Annotated in this window: 24 protein-coding genes; 12 read left to right on the top strand and 12 right to left on the bottom strand. The window is 63.9% G+C overall.

Going from position 1 to position 23,909, the window contains the following annotated elements; genetic code table 11:
- Positions 1–186 precede the first annotated feature (186 nt).
- The gene (locus JQ587_RS31175; protein WP_212427894.1) at positions 187–990 is read left to right on the top strand and encodes an ATP-grasp domain-containing protein; all 804 of its coding nucleotides are present in this window, start codon (positions 187–189) and stop codon (positions 988–990) included.
- 48 nt (positions 991–1,038) lie between these two features.
- Here the strand turns inward: JQ587_RS31175 and JQ587_RS31170 are convergent, their stop codons facing one another.
- Both JQ587_RS31170 and JQ587_RS31165 read right to left on the bottom strand, forming a co-directional pair.
- Complete coding sequence (locus tag JQ587_RS31170) at positions 1,039–1,959, bottom strand: amino acid ABC transporter substrate-binding protein (protein WP_212303493.1); 921 nt, start codon at positions 1,957–1,959, stop codon at positions 1,039–1,041.
- A gap of 12 nt (positions 1,960–1,971) precedes the next feature.
- The gene (locus tag JQ587_RS31165) at positions 1,972–3,267 is read right to left on the bottom strand and encodes a dicarboxylate/amino acid:cation symporter (RefSeq protein ID WP_212303494.1); all 1,296 of its coding nucleotides are present in this window, start codon (positions 3,265–3,267) and stop codon (positions 1,972–1,974) included.
- Positions 3,268–3,476: 209 nt separating this feature from the next.
- Between JQ587_RS31165 and JQ587_RS31160 the strand changes: the two genes are divergently transcribed.
- From JQ587_RS31160 to JQ587_RS31140, 5 genes are all read left to right on the top strand, one after another.
- Positions 3,477–4,478 (top strand): NADP-dependent oxidoreductase, encoded by a 1,002-nt coding sequence (locus JQ587_RS31160; RefSeq protein ID WP_212427893.1) that lies wholly within the window; start codon positions 3,477–3,479, stop codon positions 4,476–4,478.
- 241 nt (positions 4,479–4,719) lie between these two features.
- Positions 4,720–5,571 carry a cysteine rich repeat-containing protein gene (locus JQ587_RS31155; protein WP_212427892.1) on the top strand — a complete coding sequence of 284 codons (852 nt, stop codon included), beginning with the start codon at positions 4,720–4,722 and terminating at the stop codon, positions 5,569–5,571.
- Positions 5,572–5,696: 125 nt separating this feature from the next.
- Complete coding sequence (locus JQ587_RS31150; protein ID WP_212303497.1) at positions 5,697–5,912, top strand: hypothetical protein; 216 nt, start codon at positions 5,697–5,699, stop codon at positions 5,910–5,912.
- A gap of 190 nt (positions 5,913–6,102) precedes the next feature.
- Positions 6,103–7,257: an FAD-dependent monooxygenase gene (locus tag JQ587_RS31145; RefSeq protein ID WP_212427891.1), complete on the top strand. Its 1,155-nt coding sequence runs from the start codon at positions 6,103–6,105 to the stop codon at positions 7,255–7,257.
- Positions 7,254–8,867, top strand: coding sequence for a benzoate-CoA ligase family protein (locus tag JQ587_RS31140; RefSeq protein WP_212427890.1), 1,614 nt, complete (start codon positions 7,254–7,256; stop codon positions 8,865–8,867). The genes JQ587_RS31145 and JQ587_RS31140 overlap by 4 nt, the downstream gene beginning before the upstream one ends.
- Positions 8,868–9,054: 187 nt before the next feature.
- Here JQ587_RS31140 and JQ587_RS31135 read toward each other — a convergent pair whose 3' ends face one another.
- Together JQ587_RS31135 and maiA are read right to left on the bottom strand one after the other, a co-directional pair.
- Positions 9,055–9,567, bottom strand: coding sequence for a MarR family winged helix-turn-helix transcriptional regulator (locus JQ587_RS31135; RefSeq protein ID WP_212427889.1), 513 nt, complete (start codon positions 9,565–9,567; stop codon positions 9,055–9,057).
- On the bottom strand, positions 9,557–10,189 hold the full coding sequence (gene maiA / locus JQ587_RS31130; RefSeq protein ID WP_212427888.1) for a maleylacetoacetate isomerase: 633 nt from the start codon (positions 10,187–10,189) through the stop codon (positions 9,557–9,559). The genes JQ587_RS31135 and maiA overlap by 11 nt, the downstream gene beginning before the upstream one ends.
- Before the next feature lie 200 nt (positions 10,190–10,389).
- Between maiA and gtdA the strand changes: the two genes are divergently transcribed.
- Positions 10,390–11,430: a gentisate 1,2-dioxygenase gene (gene gtdA, locus JQ587_RS31125; protein WP_212303502.1), complete on the top strand. Its 1,041-nt coding sequence runs from the start codon at positions 10,390–10,392 to the stop codon at positions 11,428–11,430.
- A gap of 180 nt (positions 11,431–11,610) precedes the next feature.
- Here the strand turns inward: gtdA and JQ587_RS31120 are convergent, their stop codons facing one another.
- From JQ587_RS31120 to JQ587_RS31105, 4 genes are all read right to left on the bottom strand, one after another.
- Positions 11,611–12,432: an ABC transporter permease gene (locus JQ587_RS31120; protein ID WP_212427887.1), complete on the bottom strand. Its 822-nt coding sequence runs from the start codon at positions 12,430–12,432 to the stop codon at positions 11,611–11,613.
- Entirely contained in the window at positions 12,425–13,198 is a 774-nt protein-coding gene (locus JQ587_RS31115) for an ABC transporter ATP-binding protein (protein ID WP_212427886.1), read from the bottom strand. Before JQ587_RS31115 ends, JQ587_RS31120 begins: the two co-directional genes overlap by 8 nt.
- 270 nt (positions 13,199–13,468) lie before the next feature.
- Entirely contained in the window at positions 13,469–14,473 is a 1,005-nt protein-coding gene (locus JQ587_RS31110) for an ABC transporter substrate-binding protein (RefSeq protein ID WP_212427885.1), read from the bottom strand.
- A gap of 35 nt (positions 14,474–14,508) precedes the next feature.
- Complete coding sequence (locus tag JQ587_RS31105) at positions 14,509–15,873, bottom strand: FAD-dependent oxidoreductase (RefSeq protein WP_212427884.1); 1,365 nt, start codon at positions 15,871–15,873, stop codon at positions 14,509–14,511.
- 109 nt (positions 15,874–15,982) lie between these two features.
- Here JQ587_RS31105 and JQ587_RS31100 point away from each other — a divergent pair, with 109 nt between their 5' ends.
- Together JQ587_RS31100 and JQ587_RS31095 are read left to right on the top strand one after the other, a co-directional pair.
- On the top strand, positions 15,983–16,867 hold the full coding sequence (locus JQ587_RS31100) for a LysR family transcriptional regulator (protein WP_212427883.1): 885 nt from the start codon (positions 15,983–15,985) through the stop codon (positions 16,865–16,867).
- Positions 16,868–16,927: 60 nt separating this feature from the next.
- A complete protein-coding gene (locus JQ587_RS31095) occupies positions 16,928–17,197 on the top strand; it encodes a hypothetical protein (protein WP_249154615.1) in 270 nt (89 codons plus the stop codon).
- Positions 17,198–17,200: 3 nt separating this feature from the next.
- On the opposite strand, the gene JQ587_RS31090 is transcribed toward JQ587_RS31095, so the two are convergent.
- Positions 17,201–18,004 (bottom strand): enoyl-CoA hydratase-related protein, encoded by an 804-nt coding sequence (locus tag JQ587_RS31090; protein WP_212427881.1) that lies wholly within the window; start codon positions 18,002–18,004, stop codon positions 17,201–17,203.
- A gap of 155 nt (positions 18,005–18,159) precedes the next feature.
- On the opposite strand from JQ587_RS31090, the gene JQ587_RS31085 reads away from it, so the two are divergent.
- Entirely contained in the window at positions 18,160–19,134 is a 975-nt protein-coding gene (locus tag JQ587_RS31085) for a ketopantoate reductase family protein (RefSeq protein WP_212427880.1), read from the top strand.
- Between the two features lie 3 nt (positions 19,135–19,137).
- On the opposite strand, the gene JQ587_RS31080 is transcribed toward JQ587_RS31085, so the two are convergent.
- Complete coding sequence (locus tag JQ587_RS31080; RefSeq protein WP_212427879.1) at positions 19,138–19,815, bottom strand: alpha/beta hydrolase family protein; 678 nt, start codon at positions 19,813–19,815, stop codon at positions 19,138–19,140.
- 128 nt (positions 19,816–19,943) lie between these two features.
- Here JQ587_RS31080 and JQ587_RS31075 point away from each other — a divergent pair, with 128 nt between their 5' ends.
- Positions 19,944–21,089 (top strand): acyl-CoA dehydrogenase family protein, encoded by a 1,146-nt coding sequence (locus JQ587_RS31075; RefSeq protein ID WP_212427878.1) that lies wholly within the window; start codon positions 19,944–19,946, stop codon positions 21,087–21,089.
- A gap of 8 nt (positions 21,090–21,097) precedes the next feature.
- On the opposite strand, the gene JQ587_RS31070 is transcribed toward JQ587_RS31075, so the two are convergent.
- The gene (locus JQ587_RS31070; RefSeq protein ID WP_212427877.1) at positions 21,098–22,078 is read right to left on the bottom strand and encodes a helix-turn-helix domain-containing protein; all 981 of its coding nucleotides are present in this window, start codon (positions 22,076–22,078) and stop codon (positions 21,098–21,100) included.
- Positions 22,079–22,203: 125 nt separating this feature from the next.
- Here JQ587_RS31070 and JQ587_RS31065 point away from each other — a divergent pair, with 125 nt between their 5' ends.
- The gene (locus JQ587_RS31065) at positions 22,204–22,929 is read left to right on the top strand and encodes an alpha/beta hydrolase (protein WP_212427876.1); all 726 of its coding nucleotides are present in this window, start codon (positions 22,204–22,206) and stop codon (positions 22,927–22,929) included.
- A 22-nt stretch (positions 22,930–22,951) separates the two neighbouring features.
- Here the strand turns inward: JQ587_RS31065 and JQ587_RS31060 are convergent, their stop codons facing one another.
- The gene (locus JQ587_RS31060; RefSeq protein WP_212303515.1) at positions 22,952–23,836 is read right to left on the bottom strand and encodes a LysR family transcriptional regulator; all 885 of its coding nucleotides are present in this window, start codon (positions 23,834–23,836) and stop codon (positions 22,952–22,954) included.
- Between the last annotated feature and the right edge of the window lie 73 nt (positions 23,837–23,909).

Below are 23,909 nucleotides of genomic sequence, written 5' to 3'. Positions count from 1 at the left end.
GCATCATTAATGGATCTGCTGTCCGGGGCGCAGACAGGGCAATTTCTTTTCCCTTTCGGGCGCGAAAGCAGCACTTAATTTCCGTCTTGCTCGCGAGAATTTCATTAAGAATAGCTCTGATTTTCACTCCTGCTTGGTGCCACTGCCCGCGTTTTTGCGGCTTTTGGTGACTGGAACGATCAAGACATGACCACCAGCGAGCGGATCTTCGTCCAGGCGATCAGGGCCTATGCCGCTCGCCATGGCATTGAGGTCGATGTCCGCTCCGGCGGCTGGCTGATCGCGATGCGCCGTGGCGAGACGCGCCGCTTCGCCTTCGGCTACGATATCGGCCTCAACAGCGCGATCGCCCATCGGCTCGCCAATGACAAATCGGCAACCGCCGAGGCGCTGTCGCTTCGGGGCGTGGCCAGCATTCCGCATCACCTCTTCCTCAACCCGAAGCTGGGCAGGAACGTTGTAGGCCCCAACTGGCGCGATGCGATGCTCGCGCTGTTTCACGACCATCCGCAAGGCGTGGTGGTGAAGCCGAACGAGGGGACATCGGGGCGCTCGGTGTTCAGGGTGACGACGGAGGCGGAACTCGACCACGCGGTTGGCGAGGTCTTTGCGATGAGCACCGGGCTCGTGATCTCGCCCTATGTCGTGATCGAGGACGAGGTCCGTGTGGTGTTGCTCGATGATGCGCCCCTCGTCGTCTACAGCAAGCAGCGTGGCACCGATTGGCGGCACAATCTCGATGCCGGCGCCAAGCCGGTGCTGCTGGAGGACGGCGAGATTCGTACGGCGTGCGCGAAACTCGCCATTGCCGCCGCGAACGCCATCGGCATCCGCTTCGCGTCCATCGACGTGGTACGCGTCGACGGTGATTGGCGCGTGCTCGAGATCAATTCCGGCGTGATGATGGAAGCGTTGGCGAAGCTGCATCCGGAGCTGGTGCAGGCGACGTACGACGCGGCGCTGGACCGGGTGTTTGGGACAAATTCGTAGCCGCGAACCGGCTGCACCCTCTCCCACAAGGGGAGAAGGAAGTAAGGGTCAATTATTCGCGCTCGCGGAATCGTCCATTGCCTTGAAGGCTTCTTCCAACTGCAGCGAGATCGGCACGTTCATCTTCTCGCCGGTCGGCATCCGGGCGATGAACCATTTGTTGTAGAGCGGCACGAGATCGTGGTTGGAGCCGAGCTTGCGGAAGGTGCGGTCGACCACGGCTGACAATTGCGGTTCTCCCTTGCGGAACATGATGCCGTAGGGATCGTAGGACAGGTAGTCGCCGGCGACGCGGAACTTGTCCTGCGCCTTGTGGCGCACGATCAGGCCCGAGAGCAGAATGTCGTCGGTCGCAAACGCGTCCGCCTTGCCGTCGACCAGCATCTGATACGACTGCTCGTGGTCCGGGCCGACGACAATGTTCAAGCCCAGCGAAGACTTCTTGTCCGCCGCCTGGATCGCCTGCTCGTTGGTGGTGCCTTTCGTCACCACGATGGTCTTGCCCCTCAAATCGGTCAGGGACTGGACGCTGGAGCTCTTCGGCACCATCAGCTTGGTGCCGGCGACGAACATCAGCGGAGAGAACGCGACGCGCTTGCCGCGCTCGGAATTGGCCGTGGTCGAGCCGCACTCCAGATCGATCTTGTTCTGCAGCACGGCATCGATACGGTCATCCGAGGTGACCTTGACGTAGTCGATCTTCAGATTGGGATCGTCGACCTCGACGCCGATCTCCTCGACGATGGCTTCACAGAGTTCGAGGCTGTAGCCGATCGGCCGGTTGGCCTGGTCGAGGAAGGAAAACGGCGGCGAGCTTTCACGATAGCCGAGCCGCACGGTGTGCGTGGTCTTGATGGCTGACAGCGTCGGGCTTAGCCCTTCGCTGCCGCCGGTCTGGGCGGAGGCGTCCGTTGCCAGCAGGCACGCGGCCAGCAACAAACCGCTCGAAATCGCCGTCAAAGGGCGCATGACGCACTCCCGTCAATGGCCGGCCATCACAGGCACTTCGCCCGGGACCATGTCGCCGGGCACGACGTCGCCCGGTCCAAGCGCATGCTCGGGCCCGAGCTCGCCCTCCCACTTCGCCACGACCGAGGTCGCCAGCGTGTTGCCGATCACGTTGGTGGCGCTGCGGCCCATGTCGAGGAAGGTGTCGATGCCCATGATCATCAACAGCCCCGCTTCGGGAATGTTGAACTGCGACAGCGTCGAGGCGATCACGACGAGGGAGGCGCGCGGCACGCCGGCCACCCCCTTCGAGGTGATCATCAAGGTCGCCAGCATTGCGAGCTGCGTGCCGAGCGGCATGTCGATGTGGTAGCTCTGCGCGATGAAGATACTGGCGAAGGTGCAGTACATCATCGTGCCGTCGAGGTTGAAGGAATAGCCGAGCGGCAGCACGAAGCTCGAGATCCGCGACGAGGCCCCGAAGCGGTTGAGGCCTTCGAGCGTCTTCGGGTAGGCCGCCTCCGAGCTCGCGGTGGAGAACGCGATCATCAACGGCTCACGGATCAACCGCAACAGATGGCCGTAACGCGGCCCGATCACGATGAAGCCGACGGCCACAAGGATGCCCCAGAGGATGAAAAGCGACAGATAGAAGCCGCCCATGAACACGATGAGCTTCCACAGCACCAGGAGACCGTTCTTGGCCACCGTGGCGGTGATCGCAGCCCACACCGCAAACGGCGCGAACATCATCACATAGCTCGTCACCTTCAGCATGATGTGACCGAGATCGTCGATCAGCGACAGGATCTGCTTGGAGCGTTCGGGCAATGCGCCCATCGCCACCGAGAAAAACACCGCGAAGATCACGATCTGGAGGATCTCGTTCTGCGCCATCGCATCCGCGATCGAGGTCGGGATCAGATGGGTCAGGAACTTCTCGATCGAGAAGGCGGAAACCGGCAAGCCGGTCGACTGCGCCTTGTCGGGCAGCGTGCCGGGGAAGTTTGCGCCGGGCTGGAGCAGGTTGACCATGATGAGGCCGAGCATCAGCGAGACAAAGGATGCGCTGACGAACCAGCCCATGGTCTTTGCGAAGATGCGCCCGAGCTTGGAGCCCGACCCCATATGGGCGATGCCGCCGACCAGGGTCGCAAACACCAGCGGCGCGATGATCATCTTGATCAGGCGCAGGAAGATCACGGCGATCAGGTTGATGGAGGAGGCCCAGTCGCCCCGCGTGTCGGGCAGGAAATTGTAGATCGCCGAGCCCATGATGATGCCGAGCACCATCGCCGCCAGAATGTATTGCGTAAACCTGTTCGACATTGAGACCCCCACCACACCGGCCGCTTCATGATGTCGCAGATATGACAGCGACGCAACACGCTTTGCGTGCAGTCGCTCGAGCTCGATGTTCCCGTTGCGAAACCGGGCGCAGCGATCTAGCCTTCATGCAGCGCACAACGAATGCGGCTTGCACGTTTTGTTTGCGGCAAATGCACCAATAATCGTCAAACAATCCGAGAGGGAACGCCATGACCGCCAACATCAATCGCCAAATTCTCCTGGTGGAAAAACCCAGCGGCAAGCTCGGTCTCGAGCATTTCAAGATGGTCGAGAGCGCGACGCCGGAACCGAAGGAAGGCGAGGCCTTGCTGCGCGTGCGTTACATCTCGCTCGACGCCGCCAACCGCGCCTGGATGCACGGCGCGACCTACCGTTCGGCCGTCGAGGCCAACAGTGTGATGGCCGGCGGCGCCATTGCCGAGGTCATGAGCTCGAAGGCGCCGGGGCTGGCGCCCGGCGACATCGTCTTTGGTGACACCGGCTGGCAGGAGTTTGCCGCGGTCCCCGCAAAGCATTTGACGAAGATGCCGAAGCTCGAGCCGATGACACATCTGCTCAGCGTGTTCGGCATCGCCGGCCTCACCGCCTATTTCGGCCTGCTCGAAGTCGGCAAGCCGAAGGAGGGCGAGACCGTCGTGGTCTCGGCCGCCGCGGGCTCGGTCGGTTCGATCGTTGGACAGATCGCCAAGATTAGGGGATGCCGCGTTGTCGGCATTGCCGGCGGCGCGGACAAGTGCAACTGGCTGACCTCCGAACTCGGTTTCGATGCCGCCGTCGATTACAAGGACGGTGCGGTGTTCAAGGCGCTGCGCGCGGCGGCCCCAAAGGGCATCGACGTCTATTTCGACAATGTCGGCGGCGACATTCTCGAAGCCTGCCTGCCGCAGATGAACAATTACGGCCGCATCGCCTGTTGCGGCGCGATCTCGCAATATGACGGCGCGCCGTCGGCGCACGGCCCGCGCGGCGTGCCCGGCCTGATCGTGGTGAAGCGGCTCGTGATGCAGGGCTTCATCGTCATGGACTACATGAAGGACAGCCAGCGCGCGCTCGCCGATCTCCAGGCCTGGGTCAAGGCCGGCAAGCTGAAGGTGCAGGAAGACATCATCGATGGCTTGCAAAACACGCCGAAGGCGCTGATCGGATTGCTCGCGGGCGAGAACCGCGGCAAGCGCATGGTCAAGCTCTAACGACGTGTTGTTTGTTTGAGCATGACCGCCGCGCAAACGTATTCCACGTTTGTCGCGAGGGAAAACCGCTGCGCACTTTCCCGGGTCATGCTCTCAGTTACGTCGCAATTGCAGAGACATTATCTACTTGCGGTAGAGGTCGCGGTGGCCAATGATGCCGCACGCGGCATCACCCGCGACGATTGTTTGCATCACTTTTGATAAAGCGTCGGCGTTACCGATAGGGCAGGAATTCATCCCAATGATCAACACGTTGAAACATACGTCAACGCGTCACGCGTTGCTCGCCGCAGCACTCTTCGCAATTGCAACAAGCGCATTCGCGCAGGCCCCGACCGAGGCCCAGAAGAGCGCCATCCGCTCCGCTTGCCGCTCGGACTTCATGGCGCACTGCGCGAGTGTGACGCCCGGTGGAGTGGAGGCGTATCAATGCTTGCAGAGCCACATGTCGAGCCTGTCGGCGGGATGCCAGACCGCCGTTCGCGCCGTCGAGCCGGCTGCCGCGCCGAAGACCGAAGCTGCGCCCGCCAAGTCTGAGCCAGCCAAGCCTGAACCCGCCAAATCTGAACCTGCCAAATCTGAAGCGGCGCCAGCCGCCGCACCAGCAGCAAAGCCGGCTGCCGAAGCCGCGCCGAAAGCTGCGGCAGCCAAGCAGCCGAGCAGCGCACAAGTTGCTGCAGTCAAGAGCGCTTGCCGCGGCGATTATCCCAAAGTCTGCGCCAGCGTTCCGCCGGGCGGCGCTCCCGCACTCGAATGCCTGGAAAAGAACAAGGCCAAGGTTTCACCCGCATGCGAGAAAGCCCTGACCGCCGCGGCCGGTGGCGGCGGCGCAGCAGCTGCGGCAGCGCCGGCAGCTGGTGCAGCCCCCGCAGCCGCAGCAGCCCCGGCGGCCGCGCCTGCCGTGATCGTTCTCCGTCCGCTGCGGCCGCGCGAAGAGCTATTCATCGCCCGCTCCGCCTGCGGCGCCGACATCCGCTCGCTCTGCGCCGGCGTCGCGCCTGGAGGTGGCCGCATCGTGCAGTGCATCGCCGGCAACGCCGCGTCGCTATCGCCCGCGTGCAAGGAAGTCCTCGCTCCCTTCGCGGCGCGATAGGCGATCCGCAACTCGCGCGGCCGGACGCGAACATTTGGCAGCGCACGCGAATGAATTTTCGCGCGCCTGCCGCGACAAATCCTTTGCCAGTCCGATTTCAACCAGGACAAGACCGGGAGAGAAACATGCGTGCATTCCTACTCACTGCTTCCGCGCTGCTCGCCTTCGCAGCGACCATGACCTTCGCGACATCCGACGCCAATGCGGTGGTCTGCGGCCGCGGTGTCTACCGCGCCGGCTGCGCCGGGCCGAACGGCGCGGTCGTGGTCCGCAAGCCGGTGCCGGTGGTCCGCTGTACCAGGGTGCTGGTGAACGGGGTTTACGTGAAGCGCTGCGTCTGACGCGCATGTGGCCAATCCGGCGCGGTTTGGCTATGATTCCCAACTGACGGTTCCGGGCACGCGCAAAGCGGGTGCCCGCAGCTGTCCTGCGGCGCACCTCGCCTTGTCGATAATTCCGCTGGCGGGGGAGGCCGGAGCCTAATAGTCTACCCTGAGATAGTAAGTATACTGTCAATTAGGGAGGCCGACGTTGCGGATCGCCGTGATTGGTGGGGGGCCCGGTGGGCTCTACTTCGCCTATCTCTGGAAGAAGCGTCACCCTGAGGATCAAGTCGACCTGTTCGAACAGAACCCGGCCGACGCGACCTGGGGCTTTGGCGTCGTGTTTTCCGACCAGGCCCTGGAATTCCTGCGCGGCGACGACCCCGAAACGGTCGATGCGATCGCGCCGCATATGGAGAGCTGGGAGAACATCACGCTGAACCTCGGCGGTGACAGCGTCGCCATCGACGGCGTCGGCTTCTCGTCGATCGGCCGACTCGAACTCTTGCAGTTCCTGCAGCAGCGCGCCCTCGATGTCGGCGTCACTCCACGTTTCGACACCCAGATCCAGACGATCGATCAGCTGGGTGGCCACGATCTGATCGTCGCCGCCGATGGGCTCAACTCGCTGGTCCGCCGCACCTTCGAGGGCGATTTCGGCACCTCGCTGTCCTACTCTTCCAACAAATTCGTCTGGTACGGCACCTCGAAGCGCTTCGACACGCTGTCGCAAACTTTCGTGAAGACCGACCGCGGCGCCTTCAACGCCCATCACTACCGCTACTCACCGACCATGAGCACCTTCCTGGTCGAATGCGACCACGCGACCTGGCAGGCCTATGGCTTTGCCTATAAGGATGTCGAGCAGTCCAAGGGCGTCTGCGAGGAGGTGTTCGCGGACACGCTCGGCGGCCGCTCGCTGGTCTCGAACAAATCGGTCTGGCGCAACTTTCCCTGGGTCTGGAACGAGCACTGGTCGTTCAAGAACATGGTGCTGATCGGCGACGCTCTGCACTCGGCGCATTTCTCGATCGGCTCCGGCACGCGGCTTGCGATCGAGGACGCGATCGCGCTGGTCAAGGCGCTGGAATCGGATGCGCATCTGTCGACCGCACTGCACCGCTACCAGGCCGCGCGAAAGCCCGTGGTGCAGAAGCTCGTCAATGCCGCACGCACCAGCGCGTTCTGGTACGAGCATTTTGCCCAGCACATGCAGCTCGACCTGATGGACTTCGCCTATAGCTACATCACCCGCTCCGGCCGCATCGACGATTCCCGGCTGCGCGCGATGTCGCCGGTCTTCATGGCCCGCTACGAAGCCGAGAAGAACGGCGGAGACGCGATCGGCGAGGCGACGGCATGAGCAACGAGATTCGCGACCAGGTGCCCGCGGACAGTCCTGGGGCACGCGAGATCGGCTTTGCCGTTCCGCAACAATACAACGCCAGCCGTATGCTGTTCGACAATCTCCGCAAGGGATACGGCGACAAGCTCGCGCTGATTGGCCCGGCGGGGTCGCGGACCTATGCCGAGCTCTGTGCGGAAGCTTGCCGCTGGGGCAACGGATTTGCCTCATTGGGACTGACGCGCGGCGACCGTGTGCTGCTGTTCCTCGACGATACCCCGGCCTATCCCGCCGCCTTCTTTGGCGCCGTGCGTGCCGGCTTCGTGCCGCTCTTGATCAACACGCTGACGCCGCCGGACCTGCTGCAATTCTATCTCGCCGATTCCGGCGCGGCCGTTGCTGTGGCTGATGCCGAGTTCTGCGCGCGTTTCAATGCCGAGGCCTGCAAGGACACGCAGCTGCACACGCTGATCGTCGTCAATGGCGACGCCCGCGATCACGCGGCACCGGAGGCCTTCGCCGCTGCAAACTGGCTAACGCAATTCTCGACCGAGTTGGCGGAAGCTCCGACGCATCGCGACGAGATGGCGTTCTGGATGTACTCCTCCGGCTCGACCGGCCGGCCCAAGGGCATCGTGCATCTCCAGCACGACATGGTCTATAGCGAGCTCGCCTTTGCGCGGAACGTGCTGAAGCTGACACCCGATGACATCTGCTTCTCCGTGCCGAAGATCTTCTTCGCCTATGGCTTTGGCAATTCCGTCACCTTCCCATTCTCGGCCGGCGCGGCAACGCTGCTGCTGCCGGGCCAGCCGAAGCCAGCGTCGATCTTCGCTGCGATCGAGCAGTACAGGCCGACGGTCTTCTTTGGCCTGCCGACGCTCTACACCTCGCTGACCAAGGCGGAGGGCGCAGCCAAGACAAGCTTCTCGTCTCTGCGCATGGCGCTCTCGGCCGCCGAGGTTCTCTCGGCCGAAGTCTTCAACGGCTGGAAGACGCTCACCGGGCTGGAGATCGTCGAAGGCCTCGGCTCGACCGAGGTGCTGCACATTTATCTCTCCAACCGTCCCGAGCAGAAGAAGCTCGGCGCCGCTGGCCTGCGCGTGCCCGGCTACGAGGTCGCGCTGCGCGACAAGGAGGGCCGCGACGTCGGCGACAACGAGGAGGGCATTCTGTGGGTACGCGGCGATTCCAACACGCCGCTATACTGGAACCGACCCGACAAATCCGCCGAGACCATTCGCGAGGGCGGCTGGATCTACACCGGCGACCGCTTCGTCCGCGATGGCGACGGCTTCCACTTCTTCCGCGGCCGCGCTGATGATCTCATAAAAATCTCGGGCCAGTGGGTCTACCCGCTCGAGGTCGAGCTATGCCTCGCCGATCACCCCGACATCCGAGAATGCGCCGTGTTCGCGGCCGAGTTGCCGGACCGACGCATGACGCTGAAGGCGGTGGTGGTGATGAACACCCGCGCCACCGACCAGAGCGAGGCGACGCGGCGGCTGCAGGACTACGTCAAGGGCAAGCTGCTGCCCTACAAATATCCGCGCGAGGTGATCTTCATCGACGAATTGCCGAAGACGGGCACGGGGAAGATCGACCGGCAGGCGCTGCTGCGGATCTAAGGCGAGGACGGGGCTACAAAATAGGTGTCGTCCCGGCGAAGGCCGGGACCCATACACCGCAGCACTAATCATTGCACGCGATGGTCATTGCCTGTCTTCGTCAAACTGCTGCTGCGGCGTATGGGTCCCGGATCTGCGCTTCGCTTGTCCGGGACGACGGCGGAGAGTGGCGCACCGCCTCACCCGCTCACCCCGCCTTCCCCAAATGCTCCAGCGCATCCTCGGCCCGCAGCGGCACGCGTGACGCTTCGTTGTTGAGATCCACGAGCTGCGTCATCAACCCCATCAGCGCCTTGCGCTCGGCAGGCTTGAGCGGCTCCAGCATGCGCGCCTGGGCGCGTTCGACCACTGGGATAATGTCGCGCAGGATCACGGCGCCTTGCTTGGTCAGATAGAGCAGCTTGATTCGCTTGTCCTCGGGCGCCGGCTTGCGCTCGACGAGATCCTTTGCCTGAAGACGCTCGATCACGCTGCCGAGCGTGGAGCGGTCGAACGCGATCACGGCCGACAGCCGCGTCGCATCGATGCCGGGGTGGGTGTGGATCGCGATCAGCGCCGCATATTGCACCGGCGTCAGGTCGAACGCCTTGCACTCCTCCATGAAGATCGAGACCGCGATCTGCTGCATGCGCCGGAACAGATAGCCCGGCGCGGCATAGACCGCCTCCATCGTGATCGGGGGAAGAGCCTTACTCGGCATCAGGCTGCTTCTCCGGTGCCGCATTGGCGAAGGGGGGCAACGCCTTCGCGGCGGCTTCTGCCTTGAGCAAGCGCGGGTAGGCCGCAACATCGACGCCGAAGCGGCGCGCGTTCGCAAGCTGCGGCACCAAGCAGAGATCGGCGAGCGTCGGCGTATCGCCGAAGCAGAACGGCCCCGGCTCGTCCTTGACCAGCGTCTCGCAGGCCGACAGCCCTTCGCGATTGACCCAGGCGGCCCACTCCTGGACTTTCTCCTCGGGCAGACCAAGCTCACGCAGCCGCGCCAGTACCTTCAAATTCTGCACGGGATGGGTGTCGCAGGCGATCGCCAGCGCGAAGGCTCGCACCCTGGCGCGCTGCAACGGATCTTTTGGCAGCAATGGCGGATTGGGGTGTGTTTCATCGAGCCACTCGATGATCGCGACCGATTGGGTCAGCACCACTCCCGTGTCACTTTCCAGCGCAGGCACCAGGCCCTGCGGATTGATGGCGAGATAAGCGGGCGCGCATTGCTCGCCCTTGCGCAAATGATGCGGCAGATGCTCGGCGCCAAGGCCTTTGAGATTGAGCGCGATACGCACGCGGTAAGCGGCGCTGGAGCGGAAATAGCCGTGCAGCTTCATCGAAACCCTCCCTCATTTTGTCGTTTCGGGGCTCGCAAAGCGAGAACCCGGAATCTCGAGATCCCAGGCGCGCAAGTACGCACCATAGTTCGATGCTATCGCATCGCCCCGGAATGACGACAATGATTGTCGCCTGCCACGTTGACGCTACCTAGATCGTAAGTATACTGTCAATCAACAAAACGATCGGGAGCCGCACCATGGAAGCCGTGACCAAGACACCGGAACGCGAGGCGTTCTACCGGAAGATCGACGGCGAAAATCTCACTGCCCTATGGACGGTGATGAGCGACCTGATCACGCCGGAACCGAAGAGCGCGTGCCGCCCTCACCTCTGGAAGTTCGACATCATCCGCGACTACATGACGGAAGCCGGCAAGCTGATCACCGCCAAGGAAGCCGAGCGGCGCGTGCTGGTGCTGGAGAATCCCGGCCTGCGCGGCCAGTCCAAGATCACGACATCGCTCTATGCCGGCGTGCAGATGGTGGTGCCCGGCGACGTCGCACCCGCGCACCGGCACAGCCAGTCGGCGCTACGCTTCGTGCTCGAAGGCAAGGGCGCCCACACCGCCGTCAACGGCGAGCGCACCGCGATGGAGCCCGGCGACTTCATCATCACGCCGTCGATGACCTGGCACGATCATTCCAACGAGACCAGCGAGCCGATGTTCTGGCTCGACGGCCTCGACATTCCCCTGGTGCAGTTCTTCGACTGCTCGTTTGCGGAAGGCTCCAAGGAGGACCAGCAGAAGATCACAAAACCGGCGGGCGACAGCTTTGCCCGCTACGGCCACAATCTGCTGCCGGTCGACGCGAAGCGGTCATCGAAGACCTCGCCGATCTTCAGCTATCCCTATGCCTACACCCGCGAAGCACTGGAGAAAGCCAGGACGGGCCAGGAATGGGACGCCTGCCACGGGCTGAAGCTGAAGTTCAGCAACCCCGAGACCGGCGACTTCGCGATGCCGACCATCGGCACCTTCATCCAGCTGCTGCCGAAGGGTTTCAAGACCGCGCGCTATCGCGCGACGGACGCGACGGTGTTCTGCCCGATCGAGGGCAAGGGCCGCAGCCGGATCGGCGACACCGTTTTCGAATGGGGCCCACGCGATCTGTTCGTGGTGCCGAGCTGGCAATGGGTGACGCACGAAGCGGATGAGGATGCCGTGCTGTTCAGCTTCTCGGACCGGCCGGTGCAGCAGAAGCTCGATCTGTTCCGAGAGGATCGCGGCAACGCGTGAAGCGACGGGTATTGGCCTCACACTCGGTGTCGTCCCTGACAAGCGAAGCGCAGATCCGGGGCCCATACCCCCAGGGAGGAGTCTGACGAAGACACGTCGTTATCTTCGTTGGTACGAAGAGCGCCCCTCCTCGATAGATCACGCGGTGAGTCCCGGCCTTCGCCGGGACGACAGCGGAATTTATCGCCAGTGCAGCAACCGCGTCTCCAGCCAGCCGATCACCTTCCCCACCACAAGCCCGAACACCGACAGGATCACCACGCCCGCGAGCAGCTGATCGGTCTGCATGAGATTACCGGCCTGCAGCACGAACGCGCCGATGCCATATTGGGCGCCGATCATCTCGGCGCTGACGACGAGCAGCAGCGCGACGGAGGCGGTGATGCGAAAGCCGGCGAGGATCGCGGGCAGCGCGCCAGGCCAAACCACCTTGTGCACGATGGTCGCGAACGGAACATTAAAACTCTGCGCCATGCGGATGAGATTGCGCGGCACGGCATCGACGCCGCTATAGACCGAGATCGCGGTCGAGAAGAACACCCCGAGCCCGATGGTCGCGATCTTCGGCTCTTCGCCGATGCCGAGCCAGAGGATCAAGAGCGGGAGCAGCGCGATCTTCGGTATCGGGAACAGCGCCGAGATGAAGGTGATGCCGACGCTGCGCGCGAGCCGCGACAGACCGATGGCAAAGCCGACCACCACGCCGGCCGCAGTGCCAAGCAGCCAGCCGACGCCGATGCGCAGCAGCGAGGCGGACAAGTGCTGCCAAAGCGCACCCGACATCGCGAGCTCATAGATCGCCCGCACGATCGCCGACGGCGCCGGCAGGAACAGCGGATTGACAAGGCCCGTGCTGCCGGCCGCCTGCCAGAGCGCGATGACGAGTGCGAGTGCAATCCAGCCGCCGAAGCGGCTGGACGCAGGTACGAAGCCTGCGCCGCGGAAGCGGACGCGCCGCGTCGCCTCAGCTTTGGCTGATGTGTCCACCGCGCGATCAAGCATGCTGGACCTCGCGCTCGGCGTCGATCGCCTCGTTGCGGATCAGCGACCAGATCTGGTTCTGGAGCGCCAGCAGCTTCTCGCGTGCGGCCACCTCGCCACGTTCAGCGCGCGTCATCGGCACAGAGACGACCTCGCGAATGCGACCGGGCCGGCGCGACAGCACCACGATGCGGTCGGCAAGGCGCGCGGCCTCTTCGAGATTGTGGGTGACATAGACCGCGCCCATGCCGCCATCGGCGAGCAGGCGGACGAAATCCTCCATCAGCAGCTCACGCGTCTGCGAATCCAGCGCCGAGAGCGGCTCGTCCATCAGCAGGATGGCGGGCTTGACCGCCAGCGCGCGCGAAATGCCGACGCGCTGGCGCATGCCGCCGGACAGCTGCTTTGGATAGGTTTTGCTGAAATCGGTCAGGCCCGTGCGGCGCAGGGCATCATCGACCAGCGCGCGGCGCTGCGCGGTCGAGAGCTGGGTGTGCAGCAGCGGGAATTCGACGTTCTCCTCGACCGTCGCCCAAGGCAGCAACGCAAAGTCCTGGAACACGTATGTCAGCGGATTGAAACTGTCCGCCGGCGGCGCACCGCGCAGCTCGGGCGCGCCGGAGGTCGGCTGCAACAGCCCGCCAAGGATGGACAGCAAAGTGCTCTTGCCGCAGCCGGAGGGCCCCACGATCGCCACCACCTCGCCCGCGCTCACCGTGAACGAGACGTCGTCCAGCACGGCGAGATCGCCGAAGTGGTGACTGATGTGGTTGGCGATCAGGTCCATACTACGACCTCAGCGTCGTCCCGGCGAAGGCCGGGACCCATAACCACCGAACTGAATTTGGCGAAGACAGGCAACAATCACCTTGCGCCACAACTCCCACCCGGCGCATGGGTCCCGGCCTCCGCCGGGACGACGCTGGGGGCCTGGCAACAGCGACGGCCCCGCTCCATCCGGACCGAGCATCCTTCGAGGCTCGCTTCGCGAGCACTGCCAGCGACAACGGCTTCGCCGTTGCGCGGGGATGACGGAGTGCGAGGGGTGCGCGCCGCATCAATCAGCCTTCACATAATCCTTGGCGATGATCGTATCGGCATCAAAGCCCTTGTCGGCAAAACCCTGCTCCTGGAGCCATTTGATCTGGTTGTCGACATTCTTGACGTCGAGCTTGCCGTCCGGATCGATATAGGCGCAGTTGCCGACCACCTGCTCGACCGGCAGGTTGGTGTATTTGGCGATGATTTCGAGCAACGGCTTGGTCTTGTCGTTGATCGGGGCGACGCCGTCCTTCATCGAAGCCAGGATGACGTCGTGATATTCGCGATCGGCCTTCGCGAGCACACCGAGGAATTTCGTCACCAGCGCCTTGTTGGTCAGCGTCTTCGGCGCGGCGAACACCGCACCCAATTGCCAGGGCGTCTCATCGCCAACCCAGCCCAGAAACTTCGCTCCGCCGTCGTCCATCAGCTTTCGCGCGGTGGAGATCGGCAGCAGCGCGGCATCGACGGTCTCGCCCTTCAGCGCAGCGGCCGCATTCGACAGCGATTGCAGCGGCACGATCTTCACCTCGGAGAGCTTGAAGCCGTATTTGTCGGCGAGCAGACCGAGCGAATAATGGAAGCTCGATCCGACCTGGGTCATCGCAATGCGCTTGCCCGCAAGATCCTTCGGTGTCTTCAAGCCAGCAGCATAGGCATTGTTGCTGGCGAAATAGCCGATCAGGGGATAGCCGGCCTTCTCGCGGCTCATGCCGCCGATCACCTTCAACACCCCCTTGCCGGCGAGATTGTAGAGGCCCGCAGTGAAGGCCGTGACGCCGAAATCGACATCGCCCGAAGTGGTGGCGACCGCGATCGGCTGCGCGGCGTCGAAGAATTTCAGCTCGATGTCGAGACCGGCCTCGCGGAAATAGCCCTTGTCCTGCGCGATGAAGACCGGCGCGGAGGACGACAGCCGGAGCACGCCGACCTTGGCCTTCAGCGCATCCTCGGCCCTGGCCGTGCCCATCGCCATCATAGCCAAAAGGCTAAGTGCCGCGACCCGCGCAATCCCGATCATCCCGCTTCCTCCAATAATTCGCTTTTTGCAGTCCGTTACAGGCCCTTTGGCACGGGTTGATCCCGTCCGATGAAGGCGCCCTGTTGTTTCAACGTTTCCTGCAATTTTTCAATGGGGATGTCACGCGGGATCCGGTTTCCGGATAGCGCCAGGGCAGCCGCGGAACCGGCGGCCTCCCCCATCGCGAAACAGGCCCCGGAAACCCGTGCCGCCGACTGCCCTTCATGAGTCATCGAGGCGCAGCGGCCGGCGACCAGGAGATTGTCGACGCCCTCGGGCACCAGCATCCGGTACGGCAGCTCGTTATAGCCGCGCGATTCCGGGATCGGCGGGAAGGTGAAGATGACATCGCCGGCAACATGGGCCTCGATCGGCCAACCATTGACGCCGATGGAATCCTCGAACGAGGCGCAGCCGAGCACGTCCTCGCCGCTGAGCTGGTAGCCGCCCTTGATTCGGCGGGTCTCGCGGATGCCGAGTTGCGGTGGCAGGTCGACAATGTAGGACTTTTCGAAGCCGGGCACGGTGCGCAGGAACTCGAAGGCCGCGAGCGCCTGCTTGCGCCCCTCGATTTCGCCACGGGTGAGGTCGTCGGGCTCGACGCCGTTGATGGCGTGGCCGTCCTCGCGCGCCACCTGGGTAAAATTCACCCGCCATTCGATGCCGGATTTCTGCGGGCGCACGATCGCGCTTTTGCGCGGGAATGTGTGCGTGCCGGCCGCTAGGGCCGCTTCCATCAATTGCGGGATGGTGCGCCAGGCGTCGCCCGCCTTTGCGGGATCGATGCCGTTGAGGCGGAGCATCATCGACGGGTACATCGGATGGCCGTGTTCATCGCCGATTTCAAAGGGCGCGCCGGCCCAGACTGCGAGATCGCCGTCGCCGGAGCAATCGATGAAGATCTCCGATCGCACCGCCTGCCGGCCGGCTTTGGTCTCGACCATCAGCGCATCGATGCGGCGGTCATCGCCCATCACGACGCCGGCGCCGAGGGCATGGAAAAGGATATGCACCTTGTGGCTGGCCAAAAGTTCGTCGGCCGCGATCTTGTAGGCGGCGGTGTCATAGGCCTGCGCAAAGACCTTGCCGAGGATCAGATGCGGCGAATTAAGCCCATTCAGATGATCGATCCGCGCCAGCAGGTCTGACGCCAGACCCTGCACCAGCCGCACGGCCTCGCCATAAACATTGCCATGCAAGCCACAGAAATTGGTGACACCGGCGGCGGTCCCCATGCCGCCGAGAAAGCCGTAGCGCTCGATCAGTAGCGTCTTCCGCCCGGCCCGTGCTGCTGACGCGGCCGCGACAATGCCGGCCGGGCCGCCGCCGAGCACCACGACTTCATATTCGCCGTAAAGCGGCACCTGGCGCGCTGGTTCATCGATCGTCGTGGCCCGCATGGCGCGTCCTTCCCGGTTTCCCTTGATTGGGGCGACTATGAATTAACGCGGCCTGAGCTACAATCCACCAAAATACGCGATCAGCTTTCGCGAATCGAGAAAGATCAACATGGACATCCTGGTGAACCTTCAGGCCTTCCTCGCCACCGCAGACGCGGCCGGCTTCTCCGCCGCCGCGCGACAACTCAATGTCTCGACCTCGGTCGTGGCAAAACGCGTCACGCAGCTGGAGGCACGGATCGGCACGCCGCTGTTTCATCGCTCGACCCGGCAATTGCGGTTGACCGAGGCCGGCCAACGCTACGTGCATCGCGCTCGCGGCGTCGTCACTGACGCAACGGACCTGCTGTCGCGCATGGGCGAGAAGGGTCACGATCTGGTCGATCACCTCCGCATCAAGGCGCCGACCTCGCTGACGGTGGCGCGGCTTGCAGATGCCTTCAGCGTATTCCAAACCCAGAACCCGCGGCTAAAACTCGAGATCGTGCTGATCGATCGACCGGTCGATCCCGTCACGGAAGGTTTTGATATCGCGATCGGCGCCTTCCCGCATTCCTTCGGCGGCGTGATCGACGAGCCGCTATGTTCGCTGAAACGGCTGCTCTGCGCCTCGCCCGCGTACCTGAAGAAGCACGGCACGCCAAAGCATCCGCGCGACCTCGTCGAGCATCGCTGCCTCAGCTTCATGCCGACCGGCCCCGAATGGATCTTTGACGGGCCGCGCGGCCGCGTCAGCATCCAGGTCAGTCCACTGCTATCGTCGAACGAGGGACATGTGCTGACGCGCAGTGCGATCGCGGGCAACGGCATCACGCTGATCTCGCATTATCTCGTCGCGGATGCCTTGCGCGACGGCACGCTGAAGCCGGTGCTGCGCGACTTTCCGATTCCGGAATTATGGGTGAAGGCGGCGATTCCCGAGCGGCGGCGCAACGCCGCCGCGGTGCAGGCGCTGCTGACTTTGCTAAAAACGTCGCTCGCGTCGTCGCTGTAAGCCACAACATGACGGTTGCCCTCGATCAGCGGACCTGAGAGAAGGGCCGCGATGGATTCGATGCCCGTTAAATTCGCTCTCGCCACCCTGGCTGCCCTCGCGATCTCAGCGGCCCCCGCCGCAGCTCTCGAGCAGAACTGCCGCTTCATCCAAGCCAAGGCCGATCGCGAAGCCTGCTACGAGAAGCAGGAAGAAGAGCTGGCTGCGAAGCGTAACAAGCCTAAGCCAGTGGCAACTGACGAGAGCAAGTCACTCGAATCGCTACGCCAGATGCGGCAGGACGACGACGCCGTTTATCGCAGCATCCACGGCATCTGCCGCGGCTGCTGACGCTCAGCCCTTCCCCGCTCCCCACTTCGCCGCCCGCTTCTCGGCAAACGAGGCCAGACCCTCCGCCGCCTCCGCGCTCTGCCGCTTGAGCGAATGCAGCTGGACGAGCCGCGTGTACGCCGCATCGTCCACCGCCATGCCGCCGAACGAGCTCTCCAGCGCCAACCGCTTGGTCTCGGCCAAGGCCTCCGGGCCATTGGCGAGCAGCTGCTCGACCACCTTGGCTCCGGCGGCTTCGAGATCGGCGAGCGGGACCACGTCATGCACGAGCCCGATGCGGCGGGCCTCTTCGGCGCCGAAGCGTTCCCCGGTAAGTGCGTAGCGGCGGACTTGCCGTACACCAATGGCGTCGCAGAGCTGGGGAATGATGATGGCGGCGGTCAGGCCCCAGCGCACTTCGGTGATGGAAAACAGGGCGTTGTCGGCGGCGATCACCACATCGCAGGCCGCGATCACGCCGGTGCCGCCACCAAAGCAGCCGCCCTGCACCAGCGCCACGGTCGGAATGGGCAAGGTATTGAGCCGCTGCACGGCCTCGAACGTCGCCCGCGACGCCGCCTCGTTGGCCTCGGCGGATTGCGGCCGCACGCCGTTGATCCATTTGAGGTCGGCGCCGGCCTGGAAATGCTTGCCATTGCCCCTGAGCACGACGACACGAAGGTTGGGCCTCTTTCCGAGCTCGTCCATGGCCGCGAGCACGCCCGCGATCAAGGCCCCGTCATAGGCGTTGTTCACCTCCGGCCGGTTCAACGTGACGGTCGCAACCCCACGCTCATCAAGGGTCCATAGGACGGGGCTGGCAGTCATCGGCGTTCCTCCGGTCAGATTGATTACCTCGTACTATGGACGAGGCGACGCACCGCGATCCATATCTTTCCGGCGTGGGGCGGTCGCGCCCATCGCATGGCGGCTTGTGTCATGCTGGCGCCGGGCGGCACTTCCAGTTCAGGGACGGAATCATTATGCGCATCTGCATTTTCGGCGCGGGCGCCGTCGGCAGCCATCTTGCGGTACGGCTGGCGCGCGCCGGTCATGACGTTTCGTGCGTGATGCGGGGGGCACATCTCGAGGCGGTCAGAGCCCATGGTCTCAAGCTGCGGGTCGGCGATTCCGAGGTCTCCGCCAAGGTGAACGCCTCGGGCGATCCGGCGCAGCTCGGGCCGCAGGACGTGGTGATCTCGACGCTGAAGGCCACGGCGCTCACCGGGCTGCTCGCCAGCATCAAGCCGCTGCTTCAGGGCGATACCGCCATCGTATTCGCGCAAAACGGCATTCCCTGGTGGTACGATATCGGCCTGCCGCCGCGACACCCGGCGCCGCCGGACATTTCCTTCCTCGATCCGGGCGGTCGCCTGCGCGCGTGCATCCCGAAGGAACGGATCATCGGCGGCGTCATCTTCTCCTCCAACGAGGTCACCGCGCCCGGCGTGGTGCAGAACGTCACCCCGGACCGAAACCGCCTCCTGATCGGCGAATGCGACGACCGCAATTGCGAGCGCATCACGAAGCTTCGTGGCATCTTCAACGACGCGCGGCTGGAATCACCGCCGGTGGCCGAGATCCGTGAGGCGATTTGGTCGAAGCTGCTGACGAACATGTCGCTATCGGTTTTGTGCCTGCTCACCGGCCAGACCGCGCGCGGCGTGCGTGACGATCCCGCGTTTGCCGAGGTCATTCCGCGCATGCTGAACGAGGCCAACGACATCGCCCAGCACTTCATCCCCGAGGTCAAGCGCGTGACGCGCAGCGGTCCCGCGCCCAACCACAAGCCGTCGCTGCTGCAGGACTACGAGCTCGGCCGCGCCATGGAGATCGACGTGCTGGTGAAGGCGCCCGCCGCCTTCGCGCGCGCCGCCGGTCTGTCGACGCCGACGCTCGACCTGATTGCGGCGCTCGCGATCCAGAAGGCGCGCGACAAGGGGCTGTATTCGGCCTGAGCCTCAGGCGCGTTGATCGATCCAGCCCGCAAGCGTGTCGAGCACCTCTGCAAGCGCCTCGTCGTTGGTGCGGCCCGACTTCTTCAGCACCGCGAAGGAGTGGTCGCCGCCTTCGATCTCATGCAGCGTCGCTTTCTCCCCGAGTGCCGCGACGACGGGCTTGAGAAGACTGAGGTCGGCGAGTCCGTCTCGGGTTCCCTGGAGAAACAACATTGGAATAGCGACGCTACCAAGGTGCTCGGCACGCTCGGACGACGGCTTCTTGGCGGCATGCAGGGGAAAGCCGAGAAAAGCGAGCCCTTTGACTCCAGGCAACGGTGCCTTCGACTGCGCCTGCGATGTCATGCGTCCGCCGAACGATTTTCCGCCGGCGACAACCTTCAATCCCGGGCACAGCCGTGCCGCCTCCTCGACTGCCGCGCGGACGGCGGCATGCGCCACCGCTGGCTGATCGGGACGTCCCTGCTTGTTTTCCATGTAGGGAAAATTGAAGCGGAACGTCGCGATGCCGCGCTTCGCTAGCCCTTCCGCGATCTTGTCCATGGATGCATGCCGCATCCCGGCGCCGGCGCCATGCGCCAGGACGTAGCAGGCGCGCGCGCTGTCCGGCTGCGTCAGGATCGCCGAGACCGTGCCGATGTTGTTGATGTCGAGCTTGAGCTCTTTGGTTTTGACGGCCACAATCAGACATCCCTACAGACGCGTTTCCGGCCGCCTTGGTAGCGTCACCGGCGCAGCCTGAAAACACAATAATTGCTGCGCCCGCCTGGCTTACCAAGCCGGCAAGCCGCATCAACCGAGGTATACCCATGTCCTATCGCTCCTCCTGGATGACCGAAGAGCTCGACGTCTTCCGCGATCAGTTCCGGAAATATCTCGCCAAGGATCTGGCGCCGCACGCCGAGAAATGGCGCGAGCAGAAGATGGTCGACCGCTTCGCCTGGCGCGGGCTCGGCGAGATGGGGGCACTGCTGGCGAGCGTGCCGGAGGAATATGGCGGGCTGGGCGCGACCTTTGCCTATGACGCGGCGGTGCTGGACGATCTCGAGAGCACGGTGCCGGAGCTGACGACTGGCGTCTCCGTGCACAGCGCCATCGTCGCGCATTACATCCTCAATTACGGCTCGGAGGAGCAGAAGAAGCGCTGGCTGCCGAAGATGGCCTCGGGCGAGATGGTCGGAGCCATCGCCATGACCGAGCCCGGCACCGGCTCGGACCTGCAGGCGGTCAAGACTACGGCGAAGAAGCAGGGCAATTCCTACGTCATCAACGGCCAGAAGACCTTTATCACCAACGGCCAGGCCGCCGATCTCGTCATCGTGGTGGCGCGCACCGGCGAAGCCGGCGCCAAAGGCATTTCGCTGATCGTGGTCGAGACTGAAAGCGCTGATGGCTACAAGCGCGGGCGCAACCTCGACAAGATCGGCCTGCATGCCTCCGACACGTCAGAACTGTTCTTCGACAACGTGACCGTGCCGCCGGAAAACCTGCTGGGCAAGGAGGAAGGCCAGGGGTTTGTGCAGCTGATGCAGCAATTGCCGCAGGAGCGGCTCGCGCTGGCAGTCGGCGCCGTGGCCTCGATGGAGCGCGCGGTCAAGCTTACCACCGAGTACACCAAGGAGCGGAAAGCGTTCGGCAAGCCGCTGATGGATTTCCAGAACACCGCCTTCACGCTCGCCGAGCGCAAGACCGAAGCCATGATCGCGCGCGTCTTCGTCGACTGGTGCATCGAGCGCCTCGTCGCCGGGGATCTCGACACCGTCACCGCGTCGATGGCGAAATACTGGTGCTCGGACAAGCAGGTGCAGACCGCCGACGAATGCCTCCAGCTGTTCGGCGGCTACGGCTACATGCAGGAATATCCGATCTCGCGCATCTTCATCGATTCCCGCATCCAGAAGATCTACGGCGGCACCAACGAGATCATGAAGCTGCTGATCGCGCGGTCGCTGTAGGGGCGTCGCTACCGCCCCCTCCAATCCCGCGGCCGGCAGCCAAAACGCTGCTTGAAGCGCCGCGTGAAGTGGGAGAGGTCCGAAAAACCCCAGTCGAAGGCGATAGAGCCAATCGCACGATCCGCCATTGCGGGCTCACTCAGATCCCTGGCGATGCCATCGAGGCGGCGCTCGATCACATAATCGGTAAAGCAAGATCCCGACCGCGCCAGCAGCTTGTGCACATAGCGCTCGCTGATGCCGACGGCCTCGGCCACATCGACAACCGCAAGGCCCGGCTCGCGCAGCCGCCGGTGAATGGCCCGCTTAAGCGCCAGCAGGGTCGCATCGGTCAGGCTGTCGGCCTCTACGGTGCGCGCGCGGCTTTGCCGCGACAGGCTCATCGCGACCAGCTCGATCAACGCCCGGAACAGATGCACGCCGTCGTCTTCGGTCATGCGCAGCGCTCCGTCGCTGAGCGTACGCGCCGTCTCGACAATGAGGTGGCCGACGAATGGATCGTCCGAGACGCGCGCCGCGGTGACGTCGAACGACGCCGGCAACCGCTCACGTAAGGCCTCCGCCGGCACCCAGAACGACGCCACCTGCAACTGCCGGCCGCGATCATGCAGAAGCGCGAATTGCCGATCGCTGTCGAAGATGCCGACCTGTCCGGGCGACAGGCTGATCTCGCGGTCATCCTGCCGGATGCGGCAACGGCCGGCCAGCTTCAGATTGAGATAGAAGCAGCTGCGGTCCGATGCAGCGATATCGGCCGCGGAGCGGCGCACCACATGCTCGGGAAAGCTGACGCGGTTGATCGCGGCCTCGCCGAGGCGGATGTGTTCGACGCTGGCGGCAAAGCCTGAGGCCGCCGCCGGCTCCGGCGTCAGGTTCATGAAGGCCTGGCAGATCGCCTCGCGGTAGTAGGCGAACTGCTCGCTCGTTCGCGTATCCGCCGTGTGCCAAGCCGATTGCCGTGGCGGAGCGGGGCGCGCGATTTCCTGCATCGGTTCACTCCGAGACCAATCCGGTTCACTTCCAGCCAAGCGCCAAATCCGTCGGTGGTCCAGATTGGCCCCGCGGCGATACGCCCCTGCGCCGATCTAACCACACCCCCGGGAGGAGCCACAACATGTCGACCTACGTTCTCGTCCATGGCGCCTGGCACACCGGTGCCGAGTTCGAGCCCGTCGCCGCCCCGATCCGCGCCGCCGGCCATCAGGTCTACACGCCGACGATCCGGGGTAACCGCCCGGGTGATGCCAAGACGACGGGACTGAAGGAAGCGATCCAGTCGATCGCCGATTATCTCGCCGAGAACAACCTGAAGGACGTCATCCTGCTCGGCCATTCCTATGGCGGCATGATCATCACCGGTGTCGCCGACCTCGTACCCGAGCGCATCCGCCGCCTGGTCTATTGGAATGCCTTCGTGCCCAACAACGGCGAGAGCCTCAACGACATGGTGCCGCCGCACTATGTCGGGCTGTTCGACGCGATCGCGGCCGAGCGCGGCGACGGCTCGGTGGTGCTGCCGTTTCCGATCTGGCGTGAGGCCTTCATCAACGATGCCGATCTCGAAACGGCGCAGCGGGCCTATGACGTCCTTAATCCGCATCCGCTGGCGACCTTCAGCGACAAGATCGCGCTCAAGGCCAATCCGGCCGAGATGCAGCTGGCGAAGTCCTATATCAACTGCACCGAGGACACTGCACTGCCGCACAGCTATAGCTGGCATCCGCGGCTGTCGGAGAAGCTTGGCTTGTTCCGCCTGGTGCAGGTGCGGGGAAGCCACGAGTTGTGCTTTTCCGATCCGGCGCGTCTCGCCGAAGCGATCATGGAGGCAGGACGTGACTAGCTCGCGCGCGTCGGGCTGAGGGCTATTTCATCCGCTTGTCGGCGGCGATGAAGTCGATGAAGGTCCGCACCTTCGCGGAGAGATATTTGCGGCTGGGATAGACCGCGAACAGCTTTCCAACGAATATGATGTGCTCGGGCATGACGTGCTCGAGCCGTCCGCTGGCGATGTCCTCGGCGACCAGCCATTTCGGCAGGAAGGCAAGGCCCATGCCCTCGAGCGCGGCCATGTGCAGCAGCGTTTCGTTGCCGCTGCGCAGCACCGGATTGAGCTTGACGGTCTCGGGACCGTGCTCACCGGTGAAGGAGAAGCTTTCGCCGGGATAGAGCGCGTAGTGCAACAGGGCCTGGCCAGCGAGATCGGCGAAGGTCGCCGGGCGGCCCGCGCGTTTGATGAAGGCGGGAGCGGCCACCATGTAGAACGGGACGCTGGTGATGGGGCGCGCGATCAACGCCTCGTCCGGCGCGCCGGTCGCACGCAGGGCGAGATCGAACCCCTCCTCGACCAGATTGACCAGCCGTCCACTGAGATCGACGTCGAGCCGCACCTCCGGATAGCGCGCCTGATAATCCGCCAGCACGCCCGCGAACATCGTATTCGCCATCCACACCGGCGCCGTGAGTCGCAGGGTGCCATGCGGCACGACGGTCGCGTTACCGACGGCGGCCTCGATCTCGTCGAGCGAATCGAGCATCTGCCGCGCCTGCTCGAAATAGATTGCGCCGCTCTCGCTCAGGCTGACGCGCCGGCTGGTCCGGTTGAGCAGCCGCGTGCCGAGCCGCTTCTCGAGTTGCATCACGTGCTTGCTCACCATCGCGGGCGAGATGCGTAGGCGCTGCGCCGCGGTTGCGAAGCTCTTCAGCTCGGCAACCAGGCAAAACACCCTCATGCTGACCAAGGAATCCATGCGATCATCAACATTCAGGAAATGAACTAATCCCGAAACCGATAATGATCAAAAATGGAGAAACTATCAAATG

It is taken from the genome of Bradyrhizobium manausense, assembly GCF_018130615.1.
GTDB lineage: Bacteria > Pseudomonadota > Alphaproteobacteria > Rhizobiales > Xanthobacteraceae > Bradyrhizobium > Bradyrhizobium manausense_A.
This window is presented reverse-complemented; position numbering and strand designations above follow the sequence as displayed.

Excerpts from the sequence above, each read along its gene's own strand:
- JQ587_RS31070 (WP_212427877.1), bottom strand. The coding sequence starts at position 22,078 with ATGCAGGAAATCGCGCGCCCCGCTCCGCCACGGCAATCGGCTTGGCAC.
- JQ587_RS31115 (WP_212427886.1), bottom strand. The coding sequence starts at position 13,198 with ATGGACCTGATCGCCAACCACATCAGTCACCACTTCGGCGATCTCGCC.
- JQ587_RS31175 (WP_212427894.1), top strand. The coding sequence starts at position 187 with ATGACCACCAGCGAGCGGATCTTCGTCCAGGCGATCAGGGCCTATGCC.
- JQ587_RS31090 (WP_212427881.1), bottom strand. The coding sequence starts at position 18,004 with ATGACTGCCAGCCCCGTCCTATGGACCCTTGATGAGCGTGGGGTTGCG.
- JQ587_RS31085 (WP_212427880.1), top strand. The coding sequence starts at position 18,160 with ATGCGCATCTGCATTTTCGGCGCGGGCGCCGTCGGCAGCCATCTTGCG.
- JQ587_RS31165 (WP_212303494.1), bottom strand. The coding sequence starts at position 3,267 with ATGTCGAACAGGTTTACGCAATACATTCTGGCGGCGATGGTGCTCGGC.
- JQ587_RS31120 (WP_212427887.1), bottom strand. The coding sequence starts at position 12,432 with ATGCTTGATCGCGCGGTGGACACATCAGCCAAAGCTGAGGCGACGCGG.
- gtdA (WP_212303502.1), top strand. The coding sequence starts at position 10,390 with ATGGAAGCCGTGACCAAGACACCGGAACGCGAGGCGTTCTACCGGAAG.
- JQ587_RS31060 (WP_212303515.1), bottom strand. The coding sequence starts at position 23,836 with ATGGATTCCTTGGTCAGCATGAGGGTGTTTTGCCTGGTTGCCGAGCTG.
- JQ587_RS31110 (WP_212427885.1), bottom strand. The coding sequence starts at position 14,473 with ATGATCGGGATTGCGCGGGTCGCGGCACTTAGCCTTTTGGCTATGATG.
- JQ587_RS31095 (WP_249154615.1), top strand. The coding sequence starts at position 16,928 with ATGCCCGTTAAATTCGCTCTCGCCACCCTGGCTGCCCTCGCGATCTCA.
- JQ587_RS31140 (WP_212427890.1), top strand. The coding sequence starts at position 7,254 with ATGAGCAACGAGATTCGCGACCAGGTGCCCGCGGACAGTCCTGGGGCA.
- JQ587_RS31160 (WP_212427893.1), top strand. The coding sequence starts at position 3,477 with ATGACCGCCAACATCAATCGCCAAATTCTCCTGGTGGAAAAACCCAGC.
- JQ587_RS31065 (WP_212427876.1), top strand. The coding sequence starts at position 22,204 with ATGTCGACCTACGTTCTCGTCCATGGCGCCTGGCACACCGGTGCCGAG.
- JQ587_RS31135 (WP_212427889.1), bottom strand. The coding sequence starts at position 9,567 with ATGCCGAGTAAGGCTCTTCCCCCGATCACGATGGAGGCGGTCTATGCC.
- JQ587_RS31075 (WP_212427878.1), top strand. The coding sequence starts at position 19,944 with ATGTCCTATCGCTCCTCCTGGATGACCGAAGAGCTCGACGTCTTCCGC.
- JQ587_RS31150 (WP_212303497.1), top strand. The coding sequence starts at position 5,697 with ATGCGTGCATTCCTACTCACTGCTTCCGCGCTGCTCGCCTTCGCAGCG.
- JQ587_RS31155 (WP_212427892.1), top strand. The coding sequence starts at position 4,720 with ATGATCAACACGTTGAAACATACGTCAACGCGTCACGCGTTGCTCGCC.
- JQ587_RS31105 (WP_212427884.1), bottom strand. The coding sequence starts at position 15,873 with ATGCGGGCCACGACGATCGATGAACCAGCGCGCCAGGTGCCGCTTTAC.
- maiA (WP_212427888.1), bottom strand. The coding sequence starts at position 10,189 with ATGAAGCTGCACGGCTATTTCCGCTCCAGCGCCGCTTACCGCGTGCGT.
- JQ587_RS31100 (WP_212427883.1), top strand. The coding sequence starts at position 15,983 with ATGGACATCCTGGTGAACCTTCAGGCCTTCCTCGCCACCGCAGACGCG.
- JQ587_RS31170 (WP_212303493.1), bottom strand. The coding sequence starts at position 1,959 with ATGCGCCCTTTGACGGCGATTTCGAGCGGTTTGTTGCTGGCCGCGTGC.